Source organism: Streptomyces sp. NPDC047981, assembly GCF_040653315.1.
Lineage (GTDB): Bacteria > Actinomycetota > Actinomycetes > Streptomycetales > Streptomycetaceae > Streptomyces.
In genome coordinates, this window is the sequence record NZ_JBEZNQ010000021.1 from 86,403 (window position 1) to 102,557 (window position 16,155).

General features: G+C 71.6%; 15 protein-coding genes. 11 read left to right on the forward strand and 4 right to left on the reverse strand.

The annotated features are described in order from the left end of the window. The first annotated feature begins 51 nt into the window (after nucleotides 1-51). Nucleotides 52-846, forward strand: coding sequence for a helix-turn-helix transcriptional regulator (locus tag AB0E14_RS15390; protein WP_362416798.1), 795 nt, complete (start codon nucleotides 52-54; stop codon nucleotides 844-846). A 42-nt stretch (nucleotides 847-888) separates the two neighbouring features. Here AB0E14_RS15390 and AB0E14_RS15395 read toward each other — a convergent pair whose 3' ends face one another. Next, nucleotides 889-1,590: a FadR/GntR family transcriptional regulator gene (locus AB0E14_RS15395; RefSeq protein WP_362416801.1), complete on the reverse strand. Its 702-nt coding sequence runs from the start codon at nucleotides 1,588-1,590 to the stop codon at nucleotides 889-891. 301 nt (nucleotides 1,591-1,891) lie between these two features. Between AB0E14_RS15395 and AB0E14_RS15400 the strand changes: the two genes are divergently transcribed. Genes AB0E14_RS15400 through AB0E14_RS15440 form a run of 9 tightly spaced genes read left to right on the forward strand, consistent with a single transcriptional unit; the run spans nucleotide 1,892 to nucleotide 10,027 of the window. Continuing rightward, nucleotides 1,892-2,743, forward strand: coding sequence for a fumarylacetoacetate hydrolase family protein (locus AB0E14_RS15400; RefSeq protein ID WP_362416804.1), 852 nt, complete (start codon nucleotides 1,892-1,894; stop codon nucleotides 2,741-2,743). A gap of 46 nt (nucleotides 2,744-2,789) precedes the next feature. After that, nucleotides 2,790-4,151, forward strand: coding sequence for an enolase C-terminal domain-like protein (locus tag AB0E14_RS15405; RefSeq protein ID WP_362416806.1), 1,362 nt, complete (start codon nucleotides 2,790-2,792; stop codon nucleotides 4,149-4,151). Beyond that, nucleotides 4,148-4,903, forward strand: coding sequence for an SDR family oxidoreductase (locus AB0E14_RS15410; RefSeq protein WP_362416808.1), 756 nt, complete (start codon nucleotides 4,148-4,150; stop codon nucleotides 4,901-4,903). Before AB0E14_RS15405 ends, AB0E14_RS15410 begins: the two co-directional genes overlap by 4 nt. Before the next feature lie 59 nt (nucleotides 4,904-4,962). Continuing rightward, complete coding sequence (locus AB0E14_RS15415) at nucleotides 4,963-5,949, forward strand: aldo/keto reductase (RefSeq protein WP_362416810.1); 987 nt, start codon at nucleotides 4,963-4,965, stop codon at nucleotides 5,947-5,949. Between the two features lie 2 nt (nucleotides 5,950-5,951). Next, a complete protein-coding gene (locus AB0E14_RS15420) occupies nucleotides 5,952-6,692 on the forward strand; it encodes a (Fe-S)-binding protein (protein WP_362416812.1) in 741 nt (246 codons plus the stop codon). Continuing rightward, nucleotides 6,689-8,155 (forward strand): lactate utilization protein B, encoded by a 1,467-nt coding sequence (locus tag AB0E14_RS15425; protein ID WP_362416815.1) that lies wholly within the window; start codon nucleotides 6,689-6,691, stop codon nucleotides 8,153-8,155. Before AB0E14_RS15420 ends, AB0E14_RS15425 begins: the two co-directional genes overlap by 4 nt. Then, nucleotides 8,152-8,868 (forward strand): LUD domain-containing protein, encoded by a 717-nt coding sequence (locus AB0E14_RS15430; RefSeq protein ID WP_362416818.1) that lies wholly within the window; start codon nucleotides 8,152-8,154, stop codon nucleotides 8,866-8,868. Before AB0E14_RS15425 ends, AB0E14_RS15430 begins: the two co-directional genes overlap by 4 nt. After that, nucleotides 8,865-9,176: an L-rhamnose mutarotase gene (locus AB0E14_RS15435; protein ID WP_362416821.1), complete on the forward strand. Its 312-nt coding sequence runs from the start codon at nucleotides 8,865-8,867 to the stop codon at nucleotides 9,174-9,176. The genes AB0E14_RS15430 and AB0E14_RS15435 overlap by 4 nt, the downstream gene beginning before the upstream one ends. After that, nucleotides 9,176-10,027 carry an amidohydrolase family protein gene (locus AB0E14_RS15440; protein ID WP_362416824.1) on the forward strand — a complete coding sequence of 284 codons (852 nt, stop codon included), beginning with the start codon at nucleotides 9,176-9,178 and terminating at the stop codon, nucleotides 10,025-10,027. The genes AB0E14_RS15435 and AB0E14_RS15440 overlap by 1 nt, the downstream gene beginning before the upstream one ends. A 19-nt stretch (nucleotides 10,028-10,046) precedes the next feature. On the opposite strand, the gene AB0E14_RS15445 is transcribed toward AB0E14_RS15440, so the two are convergent. Continuing rightward, on the reverse strand, nucleotides 10,047-11,207 hold the full coding sequence (locus tag AB0E14_RS15445; protein ID WP_362416827.1) for a hypothetical protein: 1,161 nt from the start codon (nucleotides 11,205-11,207) through the stop codon (nucleotides 10,047-10,049). Between the two features lie 325 nt (nucleotides 11,208-11,532). Between AB0E14_RS15445 and AB0E14_RS15450 the strand changes: the two genes are divergently transcribed. After that, on the forward strand, nucleotides 11,533-13,554 hold the full coding sequence (locus AB0E14_RS15450; protein WP_362416830.1) for a calcium-binding protein: 2,022 nt from the start codon (nucleotides 11,533-11,535) through the stop codon (nucleotides 13,552-13,554). A gap of 47 nt (nucleotides 13,555-13,601) precedes the next feature. On the opposite strand, the gene AB0E14_RS15455 is transcribed toward AB0E14_RS15450, so the two are convergent. Then, nucleotides 13,602-14,507, reverse strand: a complete 906-nt coding sequence (locus AB0E14_RS15455) for a peptidoglycan-binding protein (RefSeq protein WP_362416833.1) — start codon at nucleotides 14,505-14,507, stop codon at nucleotides 13,602-13,604. Nucleotides 14,508-15,192: 685 nt separating this feature from the next. Then, nucleotides 15,193-16,056: a hypothetical protein gene (locus AB0E14_RS15460; protein WP_362416836.1), complete on the reverse strand. Its 864-nt coding sequence runs from the start codon at nucleotides 16,054-16,056 to the stop codon at nucleotides 15,193-15,195. Nucleotides 16,057-16,155 lie beyond the last annotated feature (99 nt).

A 16,155-nucleotide genomic window follows, 5' to 3' on the forward strand; every position in this document is an offset into this window, starting at 1 on the left:
GAGCCTCCCGTGGCTCGGACCCGTCTCCGCAACCACTGGTAGATTTTCGCCGTGCCTGAGAGATTCTGGATCCGGACCGGGCGGACGGTCGCCGTACCGCTGGACGAGCCGCCGCAGGTGGCGAGCCTCGGTGTGGGGGTCCACGGCACGACGAATCGGGTCGACGTCTTCCGGCTTCCGGACCTGTGGCAGCTGCACCTCTACCGGTACACCGCGGAACTCGTCGTCGACGGCGTCCTGCACGTCGTGAGGCCCGGTCATGTGAGCCTCGTGCCGCCAGGAGCAGAGGTGCGCTACCGCTACCGCGGGCGGTCCGAGCACCTGTACGCCCATCTGCGCCTGCCCGGCGCGGGCGACAGGGCCGACGTGCCCGTCGTCCAGGACGCCGGTGCGCGGACCCCGGATCTCTCCGAGCTGCTCCTGCGGGCCATCGCGCTGGCTCCGCGCAGTCCGCGCCGTGCCGACGCGGAGGTCTGGTCCGTGCTGTGGGAGCTGGCCGAACTCGCCGAGCCGGCGGGACGCGAGAAGGGCCCGCACGCCTCGCTCGCCGCCGCCGTCGCCCACATCGAGTCGCATCTCGCGGAGCGGCTCCTCGTCCCCGAGGTGGCGCGGGCCGCGGGCGTGTCGCACAACCACCTGCTGCGGCTCTTCCGCGCCGAGACCGGCACCACCGTCGTGGCGTACATCCGGCAGCGGCGCATGGAGCGGGCACGGCACCTGCTGCGGGAATCGACCCTGTCGATCCCCGCGGTGGCGGCGGCCGTCGGCATCGACGATCTGCAGGCCTTCAACAAGGCCTGCCGACGCGAACTGGGTGCCTCCCCGCGCGGGGTGCGGGCCGGATAAGGGCCGGTGCGGGCTACTGGTCCGTTCTCACCGCGTCGGGACTCACCGCTCCACGTGGGACCGCAGCCACTCCTCGACCTCGCCGACATGAGCCGCCGCGGCCGCGCGTGCCGCCTCGGGATCGCGTGCGACGAGGGCGCGGTGGATGGCCGCGTGCTCACGGCGGGTGCGCTCGAACGCGCCGTCCTCGGCGTAGCCTCGCCGTGCGCGGGCCCGGAACGTCCGGGTCGACAGACCTTCGAGGATGGCGGCCATGGTCCCGTTGCCCGAGGCCGCGTTGACGGCCCGGTGGAAGGCCAGGTCGTGGGCGAGGATCTCCTCGGGGTCCTCGGCCTCCTCCATCGCCGTCAGGTGCGCGGTCACCGCGGCCAGTTGCTCCTCGTCGATCCGGGCGGCCGCCAGCGCGGTGGCCGTGGACTCCAGGACGCGCCGGACCTCCAGGAGTTCGACGAGCTGCTCGCCGCGGGAGAGGTCGGCGACGACACCGAAGGTCTCCAGCAGGTCCTCGGCCCCGAGGCCCCGCACGTAGATCCCGGAGCCGTGCCGCGCCTCCAGGACGCCCATGACCGTTAGCGCGCGGACCGCCTCCCGCATAGAACTCCGGGACAGGCCCAACTGAGCGGCGAGGTCCCGTTCCGTGGGTAGCCGGTCCCCGGGGTTCAGCTCGCCCTCGGTGATCATCGCCTTGATCTGCTCGATGGCCCGCTGGGTCACGGTTCCCCGCGCCGGGGTGCGCTCCTCCACCGATTCCCTCCCTCGTCCGATTCGGGCAGTCTAGTCAGCCAAGTGGTCGGACCACTCCACCTGTGAAGGGGGAATTTCTCTGCATGAGGGGTGTCGTGGACGTCAATTGGTCTGATAAATCTAGGTGGCCGAGGGCGTTCCGCCTGAGCCCCGGCCCGGGATCCGGCCCGTCCGGCAGCCGCCGCTCCGCGCGGCCGTGACCACGGGTCCCGCGCACGGGTGGGGCCGTGACCCACCGCTCGACCGTCCCTCGGGCGGCAGCGGCCCCACCCCCTTCCCCCGTCTGTGAGGAGACCCGCCAGTGAAACTCATGCGCCTGGGCGCCCCCGGCGCCGAACGGCCGGCCGTACGCACCGACGACGGCCGGGTGTGGGACCTCACGCCCGTCGCCGAAGAGATCGACGGAACGTTCTTCGCCTCGGGCGGAGTTGCCCGCGCCCGGGCGGCCGTCGAGGAGCGCGGGCTCACCGAACTCGACCCGAGGGGCCTGCGCGTGGGCGCCCCCGTCGCCAGGCCCGGGAAGGTCGTCTGCATCGGCCTCAACTACCGCGACCACGCACGGGAGACGGGCGCGCCCGTCCCGACCCGCCCGGTCGTCTTCATGAAGGATCCCGGAACGGTCGTCGGCCCCTACGACGACGTGCTGATCCCGCGCGGCTCGGCCAGGACGGACTGGGAAGTGGAACTCGCGGTCGTCATCGGCAGCCGGGCCCGCTACCTGGAGAGCGCCGAGGAGGGCCTGCGCCACATCGCCGGATACGCCATCAGCAACGACGTCTCCGAGCGGGAGTTCCAGCTCGACTACTCGCCCCAGTGGGACCTGGGCAAGTCCTGCGAGACCTTCAACCCGCTCGGCCCGTGGCTGGTGACCTCCGACGCGGTGGGCGACCCGCAGGACCTCGGGCTGCGCCTGACCGTCAACGGAGTCCGGCGCCAGCACGGCACCACCCGCGACATGATCTTCCAGGTGGGCCACCTCGTCGCGTACCTGAGCAACTACATGGTTCTGGAGCCCGGTGACGTCATCAACACCGGTACACCCGCCGGTGTGGCCCTCGGCCTGCCCGGCACCCCGTACCTCCGCCCCGGAGACACCGTCGAGCTGTCCGTCGACGGACTCGGCAGCCAGCGCCAGACCTTCGCCCAAGCCTGACGTCCGCGAGCGCCCGCCGGCCCGCGAGGTCCCTGAGAGGCCCCACATGACCGCATCCACCGCCCGCGTCACCGCCGTCGACACCTACGACATCCGCTTCCCCACCTCGCGGGAGCGCGACGGCTCCGACGCCATGAACCCCGACCCCGACTACTCCGCCGCCTACGTCGTCCTGCGCACCGACGCGGCCGACGGCCATGAAGGGCACGGCTTCACCTTCACCATCGGCCGCGGCAACGAAGTCCAGGTCGCCGCCCTCGACGCACTGCGCCCGCACGTCGTCGGGCGCCCCGTCGCCGAGCTGTGTGCCGACCCCGGCTCGCTCAGCCGCGACCTGGTCGGGGACAGCCAACTGCGCTGGCTCGGACCGGAGAAGGGCGTGATGCACATGGCCATCGGCGCCGTCCTCAACGCCGTCTGGGACCTCGCCGCCAAGCGCGCGGACAAGCCGCTGTGGCAGTTCCTCGCGGACGCCGAACCCGCCTGGCTCGTCTCCCAGATCGACTTCCGCTACATCGCCGACGCCCTCACCCCCGAGGACGCCCTCGCCCTGCTCCGACGCGGCAGAACCGACGCCCCCGAACGCGCCGCCGCGCTCCGCGCCCACGGATACCCCGCCTACACCACCTCACCCGGCTGGCTCGGCTACTCCGACGAGAAGCTGAGCCGTCTCGCCCGCGCCGCCGTCGCCGAGGGCTTCACCCAGATCAAGCTCAAGGTCGGCGCCGACCTCGCGGACGACATCCGCCGCCTGCGCGCCGCCCGCGCCGCCGTCGGCCCCGACATCCGTATCGCCATCGACGCCAACCAGCGGTGGAACGTCCACGAAGCCGTGGAGTGGACCAAGGCGCTCGCCGCGTACGACCCCTACTGGATCGAGGAGCCCACCAGCCCCGACGACATCCTCGGCCACGCGGCCGTACGCGGGGCGGTCGCACCGGTCAAGGTCGCCACCGGCGAACACGTACAGAACCGGATCGTCTTCAAACAACTCCTGCAGGCCGGCGCGATCGACATCCTGCAGATCGACGCCGCGCGCGTCGGCGGCGTCAACGAGAACCTGGCCATCCTGCTGCTCGCCGCCCACCACGACGTACCGGTCTGCCCGCACGCCGGCGGCGTCGGCCTGTGCGAACTGGTCCAGCACCTGTCGATGTTCGACTACGTCGCCCTGTCCGGCACCACCGAGAACAGGGTCGTCGAGTACGTGGGCCACCTCCACGAACACTTCCGCACCCCCGTGGAGATCCGGGCCGGCCACTACCGGGCCCCGCTCGTCCCCGGCTTCTCCAGCGAGATGCACCCGCGCTCCATCGAGGAGTACGCGTACCCCGACGGCACCTTCTGGAGCGCCGACCTGGCGACCGCAGACCCCACCCGCCCCACCCGCGAAGGGAGCCCCGCATGAGCGAGTTCACCGGCCTGCGGGCCGTCGTCACCGGCGGCGCCTCCGGCATCGGCCTGGCCACCGCCGAACTGCTGGCCGCGCGCGGCGCCACCGTCGCCGTACTCGACCGCGCGCCCGAAGGCCTGCCCGCACCCCTCGTCGGTCACCGGGCCGACGTCACCGACGACACCGCCGTACGGTCGGCGGTCGCCGAGGCCGCCGAAACCCTCGGCGGCATCGACATCCTGGTGAACAACGCCGGCGTCGGCGCCCTCGGGACCGTCGAGGACAACGACGACGCGCAGTGGCACCGGGTCCTGGACGTCAATGTGCTCGGCATCGTCCGGACGACCCGCGCCGCCCTGCCGTACCTGCGCGCGTCCCGAGCCGCCGCGGTCGTCAACACGTGCTCGATCGCGGCCACCGCCGGACTGCCGCAGCGGGCCCTGTACAGCGCCAGCAAGGGCGCGGTCCTCTCCCTGACCCTCGCCATGGCCGCCGACCACGTCCGCGAGGGCATCCGGGTCAACTGTGTGAACCCCGGAACCGTCGACACCCCCTGGGTCGGCAGGCTCCTCGACGCCGCGGACGCCCCGGCCCAGGAGCGGGCGGCCCTTGAGGCACGCCAGCCCACCGGCCGTCTCGTCACGGCCGGCGAAGTCGCCGCCGCCATCGCGTACCTGGCGAGCCCCGCCGCCGCGTCGGTCACCGGCACGGCGCTCGCCGTCGACGGCGGCATGCAGGGACTCCGCATGCGCCCGGCCGAGAAATGAGCGGGCCCATGAGCCGAGCGGGGAACCCGGCACCGAACCGAGCGAAAGGCACCGCCTCCGTGCGACACCACCCCCTCGGCACCGGCAAGGTCACCGTCACCGCGCTCTCCTTCGGCGCCGCCGGCATCGGCAACCTGTACGCGCCGGTCAACGTGGCACAGGCCGCCGGAGCCGTCGACGCCGCCTGGGACGCGGGCATCCGGTGCTTCGACACCGCCCCGCACTACGGCCTCGGCCTCTCCGAGGAACGCCTCGGCGCCGCCCTGCGCACCCGACCCCGGGACACGTACGTCCTGTCCACCAAGGTCGGCCGTCTCCTCCGGCCGGCCACCGGCGGCGGCGACGACCTGGCCAACGGGTTCGCCGTGCCGGCCACGCAGCGCCGCGTCTGGGACTTCTCCGCCGAGGGCGTACGCCGCAGCATCCACGAGAGCCTGCTGCGCCTCGGCCACGACCGCGTCGACGTCGTCTACCTCCACGACCCCGACGACCACGCCCGGGAAGCGTTCGAGAAGGCGTATCCGGAGCTGGAGAGGCTGCGCGCGGAGGGCGTGATCGGCGCGATCGGCGCCGGGATGAACCAGACCGCCATGCTGACCCGCTTCGTCCGCGACACCGACGTCGACGTGGTGCTGTGCGCCGGCCGGTACACCCTCCTCGACCAGAGCGCCCTCACCGGCCTCCTGCCGGAGGCCGCGGCCCGCGGCAAGAGCGTCGTGATCGGCGGCGTCTTCAACTCCGGGCTCCTCGCCGCCCCCCGGCCCGGAGCGACCTACGACTACACCACCGCGCCGCCCGAGGTCCTGGCCCGCGCCCTGCGCCTGAAGGCCGTCGCCGAACGTCATGGCGTGCCCCTGCGCGCCCTCGCCCTGCGCTTCCCCTTCGGCCATCCGGCCGTCGCGAGCGTCCTCGTCGGCGCCCGCTCGGGACACGAGGTCCGCGACGCCGCCGAGCAGCTCGCGCGCCCCCTCCCCGCCGACGTGTGGGCCGAGCTGCGCGCCGAGGGCCTGCTGCCGGCCGACGTCCCGTTGCCGGGGGAGCGTTGACCATGCGCATCGCCCTCTTCGTCACCTGCTTCAACGACACGATGTTCCCGCGGACGGGCAGGGCCGTGGTCACCCTCCTCGAACGGCTCGGCCACACCGTCGACTTCCCGCAGGCCCAGGCGTGCTGCGGCCAGCTGCACATCAACACCGGGTACCGGTCGCGGGCCCTGCCCATGGTGCGCCGCTTCACCGAGGTGTTCGCCGGCCACGACGCCATCGTGACCCCCTCCGCGTCCTGCGCCGGAACGATCCGCCACCACCACACGAAGGTCGCCCGGGAGCACCGCGAGGCGGGCCTGGCCGCCGAGGCCGAACGGATCGGCCCGCGCGTGTACGAGCTGTCCGAGCTGCTCGTCGACGTCCTGGGCGTCACCGACGTCGGCGCGTACTTCCCGCACCGCGTCACCTACCACCCCACCTGCCACTCGCTCCGCATGGTCAAGGTCGCCGACCGTCCCCTGCAGCTCCTGAGGGCCGTCCGGGGCATCGACCTCGTCGAGCTGCCCGCGGCCGAGTCCTGCTGCGGCTTCGGCGGCGCCTTCGCCCTCAAGAACGCGGACACCTCCCACGCCCTGCTCGCCGACAAGATGCGGCACGTGCAGGAGACCGGCGCCGCGGTCCTCACGGCGGGGGACAACTCCTGCCTGCTGCACATCGGGGGCGGACTCTCCCGGCTGCGGACCGGCATCGGCACCCGCCACCTCGCCGAGATCCTCGCCTCGACGGACGGAGACCCCCGATGACCGCCGCCGACAACGTCGTATGGCTCGGCGCACCGGGCTTCCCCGACGCCGCACGCTCCGCCCTCGCCGACGGCCGACTCCGCGCGAACCTGCGCCGGGCGACGACCACGATCCGCGACAGGCGCCTCGCCGCCACCGCGGAACTCGGCCACTGGGAGCGGCTGCGCGAAGCCGGCGAGGCCGTCAAACGGACCACGCTCCGCCACCTCGACCACCATCTCCTGCGCCTCGAGGAGTCCGTGACCCGGGCGGGCGGCCAGGTGCACTGGGCGTCCGACGCCGCCGACGCCCGCCGCATCGTCACCGAGCTGGTCCGAGCCACGGGCGAGACCGAGGTCCTCAAGATCAAGTCGATGGCCACGCAGGAGATCGGCCTCAACGAGGCACTGGACGCCGCCGGCATCCGTGCGTACGAGACCGACCTCGCCGAACTCGTCGTACAGCTCGGCGACGACCGGCCCTCGCACATCCTGGTTCCGGCCCTGCACCGCGGCCGGGCCGAGATCCGTGAGATCTTCCGCCGGGAGATGGGGAAGTGGGGCAGGCCGGCCCCCGCCGGACTCACCGACGACCCGCGCGAGCTGGCCGAGGCGGCGCGGCTGCATCTGCGGGAGAAGTTCCTGCGCGCGAAGGTCGCCGTCTCCGGCGCCAACTTCGCCGCCGCCGACACGGGCACGGTGTGCGTCGTGGAGTCCGAGGGCAACGGCCGGATGTGCCTGACCCTGCCGGAGACCCTGATCACCGTCATGGGCATCGAGAAGGTGCTGCCCTCCTTCGCCGACCTCGACGTCTTCCTCCAGCTGCTGCCCCGCTCCTCGACCGGCGAGCGGATGAACCCGTACACCTCGATGTGGACCGGTGTGACACCGGGGGACGGGCCGCAGGACTTCCACCTCGTCCTGCTCGACAACGGCCGCACCGCCACCCTGAAGGACACCGTCGGACGGCAGACCCTGTCCTGCATCCGCTGCTCCGCCTGTCTCAACGTCTGTCCCGTGTACGAGCGCACCGGCGGCCACGCGTACGGCTCGGTGTACGCGGGCCCGATCGGCGCGGTGCTCACCCCGCAACTCGTCGGGGTCGAGCACGCGGACACCCTGCCGTTCGCCTCCACGCTCTGCGGCGCCTGCTACGACGCGTGCCCGGTGCGCATCGACATCCCCGAGGTCCTGGTCCATCTGCGGGCCCGGGCCGTCGAGGCGAAGGCGGCCGCCCGGCTCCTGCCGACGGCCGAGTCCCTGGCCATGGGGGCGGCGGCGATGGTCCTGCGCTCACCCACCCGGCTCGGACGGCTCGGGCGGGCCGCCGGGTTCGCGGCCCGGCTGTGGGGGCGCCGCGGCCTGATCCGGCGACTTCCGGGCCCGCTCTCCCGATGGTCCGACACCCGCGACACGCCCGTGCCGCCCGCCGAGTCCTTCCGGAGCTGGTGGCGCCGCCGCGCGAGAGAAGGAGGCGAGGGATGAGCAGTACGAGAGAGGCCGTACTGGCCCGCATCGCGCAGGCCCTGGCGGATGTCCCGGCGAGCGAGACACCCGACGGCGACGACGTTCCCCGCGACTACCGCGCCGTCTCCACGGCGCCCGACCCCGTGGCCCTCTTCGTGGAACGCGTCGCCGGCCACGGGGCGTCCGTCATCCGCACGACACGGGCGCAGGTGGCGGGCACCATCGCGGCGGCCCTGGCCGAGCGACCCCCAGGCGGCGTCGTGGTACCGCCCGGCTTCCCCGAAAGGCTCCTGCCCCAGGGCCGCTTCACCCGCCTCGGGGACGTACCGCCGCTCTCCCCGGTCGCCCTGGACGCGGCGGCCGCGGTGCTCACCACCGCGGCCGTCGGGATCGCCGTCACGGGCACGGTGATCCTGGACGCGGGCCCCGGACAGGGACGCCGGGCCCTCTCCCTCCTCCCCGACCACCACATCTGCGTGGTGCGCGAGGACCAGATCGTCGGAGACGTCCCCGAAGCGCTGTCCCGCCTCGACCCCACCGCCCCGCTCACCTTCGTCTCCGGACCGTCCGCCACCAGCGACATCGAACTCGACCGGATCGAGGGCGTCCACGGCCCCCGCACCCTCGACGTCATCGTCGTCGCCGCGCGATCCGCCGAGGAGCCGTCAGTCGCGGCCCGGCCTGCCGAGGAGCCGTCAGTCGCCGCCCGATCCACCGAGGAGCCGTCATGAGAGTCGCCCTGCACACCAGGGTCCGCCCGGACCGCGTCACCGCGTACGAGGACGCCCATCGCGCGGTCCCCGAGGAACTGACCCGGGCCCTCCGCGCGGCCGGAGCCACGTCCTGGACGATCTGGCGCAGCGGAACCGACCTCTTCCACGTCCTGGAGTGCGAGGACTACACGAGGCTCCTCGCCGCCCTGGAGCACCTCCCGGTCAACATCGCCTGGCAGGCCCGCATGGCCGAGCTGCTCGACGTCGCCCACGACTACAGCGCCGACGGCGCGGACGCCGGCCTGCCCGTCGTCTGGGAGCTGTGATGCACGGAGGCATCGTGGACGCCCACCACCATGTGTGGGACCTCGGCGCGCGGGACCAACCCTGGCTCGCGGACGACGGCATGACGCCGCTGCGACGGAACTTCACCCTCGCCGAGCTCGCGCCGGAGGCGGGCGCGACGGGTGTGACATCGACGGTTCTCGTCCAGACGGTCACGACGGCGGAGGAGACACCGGAACTCCTCGCCCTGGCCGGCGCCCACGACCTCGTCGGGGGTGTGGTCGGCTGGACCGACCTCACGGCCCCCGACGTGGCCGAGGAACTCGCCCGCCTCCGTGAACTGCCGGGCGGGAACAAGCTGGTGGGCATCCGTCACCAGATCCAGAGCGAGCCCGACCCGTTGTGGATCCTGCGGCGGGACGTCCTGCGCGGCCTGGAAGCCGTGGCCTCGGCGGGCCTCGCCTACGACCTGGTGATCCGGCCCCACCAGCTGCCCGCGGCGACCTCGGCGGCCTTCCTTCTGCCGCACCTCACCTTCGTCCTCGACCACCTGGGCAAGCCTCCCGTCGCCACCGGCGAACGGGACAGCTGGGCCCAGTACCTCCACGCCCTCGCCACCCTGCCCCACACGACGGCCAAGCTCTCGGGCCTGGTCACCGAGGCGCGCTGGGACTCCTGGACCCTCGACGACCTGCGCCCGTACACCGAAACGGCCCTGGAGGTCTTCGGCCCGGACCGCCTGATGTTCGGCTCGGACTGGCCGGTCTGCCTCCTGGCGAGCTCGTACGGCGAGGTGGTGACGACGGCACACGAGCTGACGGCGGACCTCACCGAGCCGGAGCGGACGGCGGTCCTCTCCGGCACGGCGAAGCGCGTGTACGGCCTGGGGTGAGCGGCCCGGCGGGGGCACGTCACATCACGATCAGCGCCAGACGCGTGTCACTGAGACCGGTCCTGAGGTGGAGCAGCACCGTACTGGTGGCCTGGGACGCGTCGATGTTCAGGTACAGCGTCGTGTGGAAGGTCGCACCCGGCGCGAGGGCGGGGACGTTCCAGTACTGCCAGCCGGTGCCGTAGGTGCCGACCCCCGGCGACTGCCCTCCGATGGACTGCATCTGCGTGGCGGCCGTGGTGGAGCCCGAGGTGTTGGTGATCGTGACGGGGATCGGGACCTGGGCGCCGCGGGAGACGGTGCAGTTGCCGCTCGGAGGAGTGGCGGTGGCCCGGAGGGGGCCGCTGCTGCCGGTTCCCGTGATGACGCCCATCTCGTACGAGTGCTGCGACACCCAGGGGCAGGCGTCGGCGTTCTCGGCGCCGGCCTCCCAGACCACGACACCGTCGGCCTTCGCCTTGACCTGCTGGATCACATGGGCCCAGCTGTTGCCCGGCTGGTACGTCTCCGAGGGGAACGAGACCGGGTTGACGTAGGGGTAGATGGGGTGATCCGGCGCCATCGCGCGGTCCCGCGCGATCGACGCGTCGAACCGGCTCGTCCAGGCCGCCAACGACTGGCCGTCGTCGAAGTAGGCCCGGGGGGCGAAGCAGTCGAGCAGGTCGTCGTCGTGCAGCTGCTTGATCAGCTCCTGGTTGCGCGTCTGCCAGTCGTAGCCGTAGTGGCAGATCGGCGCCTGCGGAGCCGCGTTGCGGGTCCACGTCAGCAACTGCCGCCACAGGTTGTAGGCGTGGGTCGCCGCCTGCCCCGTGGGAACCTGCGTCAGCTCGATGTCCTCGAAGTCGAGCACGACCGGCGCGGTCGCCTCACCCCCGAACTGCCCCGCGCCCATGTACTCCTTGACCTTGGCCTCGTACGTGGCCTGCGAAGGCAGCGCCCCGCCGTTGGAGGTACAGCCGGCCGCGTCGCAGCGGTAGGCGAAGACGTCGTAGACGACAGTGGCCTTCGTGGCGCCGTACTGGGGCTGCCCGGTCGGATGAGCGCCCCGCTCGTTGGTGTACACGGTGAACCCCGCGGCCGCGCTCTGCGCCGCCGCGAGCGGAACCGTGCCGGGAAGAACAGCAAGCACGAGCGCGCCGACCGCGCCCGCACATGTGGTCAGGACCTTGCGACGTTGCAATGTGTCCTCCTGAGGGGAATCCGGGGTATCAACTCCCCGGCCTCGTACGGTCATAGGAACAATACGATCGTTGCGATCGAAGTCAACCGTTCAGTAGAGAACTTTCGATCGTAGTGATCGATTGTGGGTCGGCTCCCTGCGTGGTGCGCCTCAGCGCGCAGGGCGGCCGTGTCCGGCAAGCCCTCTCACCCACACGAGTGGGCTCCCCTCGCCCAGCGGGCCCAGTGTCGCGAGCCGTTCCGTTCCTGCGCCGACGGTGGCCGGAAGCTGAGGGCCGTCACTGGCGGTGACCGGCCGCGGGGCGGCCGGAGGCGGAGAGGTTCAGATGTCCACAACCATGGCCGATGTCGGAACGGTGCGGAGAGGAAGCCGGCACGGTGGCGGTGCCCGCGCCGCACTCGTCACGGGCCTCGCCCTGTCACTCGCCCTGAGCCTGCCGGGCGTCGCGACGGCAGTCCCGGGCGACCTGGATCCGGGCTTCAGCGGGGACGGAAAGGTCACCGTCGACGTAGCGAACGCCGAGTTCAACTCGGATGTGCTCGTGCAGGCGGACGGCAAGATCGTCACGCTCGGCAGCGGCTCCGATTTCGAGCAGCCCTACGACTTCATCCTCGTGCGGCACAACGCCGACGGCAGCCGGGACACGACGTTCGGCGGCGGCGACGGCGTCGTCTTCACCGACTTCGACGCCGGCAGCCACGACGAGGCCCGGGCGCTGATGCAGGACAGCACCGGCGGGCTCCTCGTCGTGGGCAGCAGCGGGCCGGCGGACACCTTCGTGCCGCAGGTGGCGATGGCGCGCTACACCATGGACGGCTCCCTGGACACCACGTTCTCCGGCGACGGCAAGCTCGTCACCGGACTCGGGTCGACCGCGTCGAGCGTCGCCAACACGGTGATCAACGGAACCGACGGCCGCATCATCATCGGCGGCGCGCTGGGCGGCAACGCGATGGTCGCGGCCTTCAGCTCCACCGGTACCCCCGAGGCCCCCTGGGGCGACGACGGCTCGGGGAAGACCGTCTTCACGTACGTCGGCGGCGGCTCGGCGATCTACGACCTGACGCCGGCGGGCGGCGAAGCGTATCTCGCGGCCGGCTCGAGCCCGGCCGGCTTCGGACTCATGCGCTTCTTCCAGGAGTTCGGGGGGACGGACGCGTCCTTCGGTGACAACGGCAAGGTGGCCACCGCGTTCGGGAACGAGATCCGGAGCGTGGAACAAGTACCCGGAGGGTTCGTGGCCGCCGGGTCCAGCGGCAGCGGGACGGCATCCCGGTTCGCCGTGGCCCGCTACGACGAGGACGGGTACCTGAGCCCGGCGTTCGGCGGCGGCACCGGCACCGTGACCACCGCCTTCGGTGCGAGCTCCGCGGTGGGACACGACATGGCCCTGCAGGAGGACGGCAAGATCGTGGTGGTGGGCGGCGCAAACCTTGATCTCGCGGTCGCCCGCTACACCACGGACGGATCCCTGGACACCACCTTCCACGGTGACGGCCTGGTGACCACCGACATCTCGACGTTCTTCGACGAGGCCTACGCCGTGGCGCTGCAGTCCGACGGGAAGATCGTCGTGTCCGGCCAGGACGGTGACAACCAGGCCGTGGTCCGCTATCGGATCGACGACACCCCGCCTCCGCCCACCGTGGACATCTCCGTCACCAAGACAGGGCCCGCCACCGTCAGTCTCGGTGACACGGTGACGTACACGATCCGGGTGACCAACCACAGCACGACGACGACCGCCGGGGTATCGGTCTCCGACACCCTCACCGGCGGGTCGGGCACTCTGCTGTCGGCCACCCCCAGTCAGGGCGGTCCCTGCACCGTCAACCCGACCACCATGAACTGCAGCCTCGGGAACATCGCCCCCGGCGCCTCGGCCACCGTCGCCGTGGTCGCCGAGCCGCGCGCGACCGGCACCCTGACGGACTGGGTGGTCGCCGGGTCGGTCCAGGAGGACCCCAACCAGGCCAACAACCACGCCAACGCCTCGACCACCGTCAACAACGCTCGTGGCTGCACCATCGTCGGCACCAGCGCCACCGAGACGATCAACGGCACCGCCGCGGGCGACGTGATCTGCGCGCTCAGTGGCAACGACACCGTCTACGGCCACGGCGGCAACGACACGATCTACGGCGGAGCCGGCAACGACTACATCAGCGGCGGCACCGGCACGGACCGGCTGTTCGGCCAGTCCGGCAACGACTGGCTCGCCGGCGAAGGCGGCAACGACAACCTCAACTCCCAGGACGGCGTGGGCGCCAACGACGCCGTCGACGGCGGCTCCGGCCTCGACACCTGCACCACCGACGCGAACGACTACCGCTACAACTGCCCGTAGGCCCATAGGCCCATAGTCGACGAACAGGCCCACGCCCCGAGCGCGGGTCAGTCGTCCCAGCCGGTCCAGTCGTCCCCACCCCAGTCGTCCCGGTCGTCGTGACTGGTCTCGGCGTACAGGGCAGCGCGCGTCAGAGGACCGTAGACGCCTCGCGCCTCGGGGATGTTACGGGCTGTTTGGAAGCGGCTCAGAGCCGTTGCCACCGACTCGCTGAAGATGCCGTCGACCGAGCCCAGGTACAGATGAAGGTGGCGGAGGCGACGCTGCAGGTCGTCGACCTCGGGTCCGGAGCTGCCCAGTTGGATGACGTCGGTGTCCGGAGTACGTCCGGCCGGTGCGGAGCTGCGCGTCGGGCTCGGCGTGGGCCTATGGGTGAGGGAAGCCGGCGGCGGGGTGCGGGAAGTGGACGATGTCCTCGCCGGAGTGCGCGGGCTGTCCGTCGCCGGCGAGGACGTCGGAGCGACGGTCGTCGTAGGCGGTCGAGGGGACACGAGCGTGATGGTCGGCGGCTCGGCGGCCGGGGTCGTGCTGGGGGGCGGGAGGTCGGGCATCGTGAGGGACAGACTGTCCGGGCGCGCCTGGCCCAGCCCCGAAGTCAGGCCCACGGTCAAACCGATCCCCGCCGCCAGCGCGCCCGACAGGAGCAGCGGGAGCGACAGGCCGGCCCTGTCGTCACGTTCGGCCGCCGACGCGGTCCTCCGCGGCCGGGACGCCTTCCTTACGTGCCGGGGCTTCCCGGCGCCATGACGTGCGCGCGGCGGCCCGGAGTCGGCAGCCCCGCGCGGTGGCGTCAGCTCCCCGTCGAAGAGCTCGACGTCCTGCGTGCGGGCCCCCTGACCGGGACCGCCGGGCCATGCGACCTTCCCGAAGACGAGGTCGTCCTGCGGGGGATGTGACTCCGGCTCAGGGGCGCTGGAGGTGACTGCTGTGGTCAGGGCAGTCCTGTTGCGCATGCGGATGCTCCAGGTACGGAGAAGTGGTGGGTGATGTGGCAGATCCGCGGATGTTCGGGCGGAAGATGGGGAGACTTTGACTGACACTCAAGGTAGGCGTCAACTGTGGCCGCAGCGTAGAAATCGCGAGAAACGGGACAGTCGCGACGTTGATTCTTAAACAACCCTTAATAAGTGACGCACGTCACCTCTTGAGGGGGTGCGGGGCGTCGAATCCTCAAGAGAACTTTTGAGAAGGAGAGTTGAACTTCCCCCTCGACAGGGGGAAAGAGTGGCCCTCCGGGTGCCGACCCGAGGGTGTCCGTGTCCGAGGCGTGTGCTGAGATGAGGCCCTTCAGTCAGGGAGGGCGGATGGCGGACGAAGCGCACGAGGCGTGCGGCCCGGGGCGAGTTCTGTCTCCCGGCGACCCTGTCTTCGTGTCCGGGCGCGTGTATCGCGGGCAGCCGGTCGTGCGTGTCCACCTCGATGAGGACGGCGACCGGCAGGCGTTCTCGGCTGTGGAGCCACGCTGGTTCGGGCGCCCGCGCCTGATGCACGCGGCGCACTTGCTGGAGCGTGATCCGTCGTTGGCGAGTCTGCCTGCCCTACCGCTCGGTCACCTCGCGTACAGGGACGACGCTTCCGGCACCGTCTGGCGGACAGCGCAGGGGTGACGGTCGGGTCCCCAGGTCGACTGCTGGAGCGTCAGACGGGAAACGCGGCGAGAGCGCCGTGTTCGGTCGGCTCGAAGCGGAAGGCGTCGTCGACCAGGTGTCGGGCCCTGATGAGTTCCACCAGGGCGAAGTACGCCGCGACGATGCCGTCGACCGCTGTCCGCATGCCGCGGGCGGCCTCGTCGCGCCCCTCGAGGGAGGTGGGAAGGACCAGCACCTCCGGGCGGTCCGGGTCCTCCCACACGAGGGCGTCGGAGTGGGTCGCGAACCGCTGGACCTCGGCGTCCAGCCGTTCGTGCGCCCGCTCCAGCTCCTCGTCACCGAAGAGGGCGCCGGACGGGTCGACCGTTCCGTCCGCGTAGGCCACGGGCAGGCCGTGTGCGTGCCGCTGCAGATATCCCCAGAGGGGCGTGGCGACGTGTTCGGGGACGCGCTCGAAATTGTCGAGGTCCCGCAGGGCGGAGAACCATTCGCTGTCCCAGCGCCACTCCCTGAGGAGCATGAGGGAGCCTCCCAGGTCACGCTCCCGGGGTGTGCGCGGGGGAGTTCCCGAACGCCTTCTGGGAGGAACTCCGTGGCGCACTTCCACGGCTTTCCAGTACAGCATGTACCAGAATTCCACGGAATTCTTGACGTATCCCTCGTCGCGGGATCGCGCTGCCGACTCCAGGTATGCGACCAGCAGTCGGAACTGCCAGTCCTTGACCGGCAGGGCAGTGCCGTCCAGCCAGGAACGGACCTCCGCCTCGGACCAGTCCGCGCCACCGACCCGAGGCCTGCGACCAAAGGCCAGCAGGCCCTCGACCGACACGCCGGACCTGGTCCACAGTTCCCGCAGGCGGTGCGAGAAATCCCCTTCGGGGAAACCGCCCTCCCGGACATCCGTTTCCTTCATCAACCCTTACGCCCTCACGTCACATGGTGGTGGACAAAAGACCGGCCGTGCGGTCCTCGCAGGACGACCGCACGGCCGGGGAGTCAGGCTGTTCAGCCT

Coding starts and splice junctions, on each gene's coding strand:
- AB0E14_RS15405 (WP_362416806.1), top strand. CDS start 2,790: ATGACCGCATCCACCGCCCGCGTCACCGCCGTCGACACCTACGACATC.
- AB0E14_RS15440 (WP_362416824.1), top strand. CDS start 9,176: ATGCACGGAGGCATCGTGGACGCCCACCACCATGTGTGGGACCTCGGC.
- AB0E14_RS15420 (WP_362416812.1), top strand. CDS start 5,952: ATGCGCATCGCCCTCTTCGTCACCTGCTTCAACGACACGATGTTCCCG.
- AB0E14_RS15430 (WP_362416818.1), top strand. CDS start 8,152: ATGAGCAGTACGAGAGAGGCCGTACTGGCCCGCATCGCGCAGGCCCTG.
- AB0E14_RS15450 (WP_362416830.1), top strand. CDS start 11,533: ATGTCCACAACCATGGCCGATGTCGGAACGGTGCGGAGAGGAAGCCGG.
- AB0E14_RS15455 (WP_362416833.1), bottom strand. CDS start 14,507: ATGCGCAACAGGACTGCCCTGACCACAGCAGTCACCTCCAGCGCCCCT.
- AB0E14_RS15425 (WP_362416815.1), top strand. CDS start 6,689: ATGACCGCCGCCGACAACGTCGTATGGCTCGGCGCACCGGGCTTCCCC.
- AB0E14_RS15410 (WP_362416808.1), top strand. CDS start 4,148: ATGAGCGAGTTCACCGGCCTGCGGGCCGTCGTCACCGGCGGCGCCTCC.
- AB0E14_RS15435 (WP_362416821.1), top strand. CDS start 8,865: ATGAGAGTCGCCCTGCACACCAGGGTCCGCCCGGACCGCGTCACCGCG.
- AB0E14_RS15460 (WP_362416836.1), bottom strand. CDS start 16,056: ATGAAGGAAACGGATGTCCGGGAGGGCGGTTTCCCCGAAGGGGATTTC.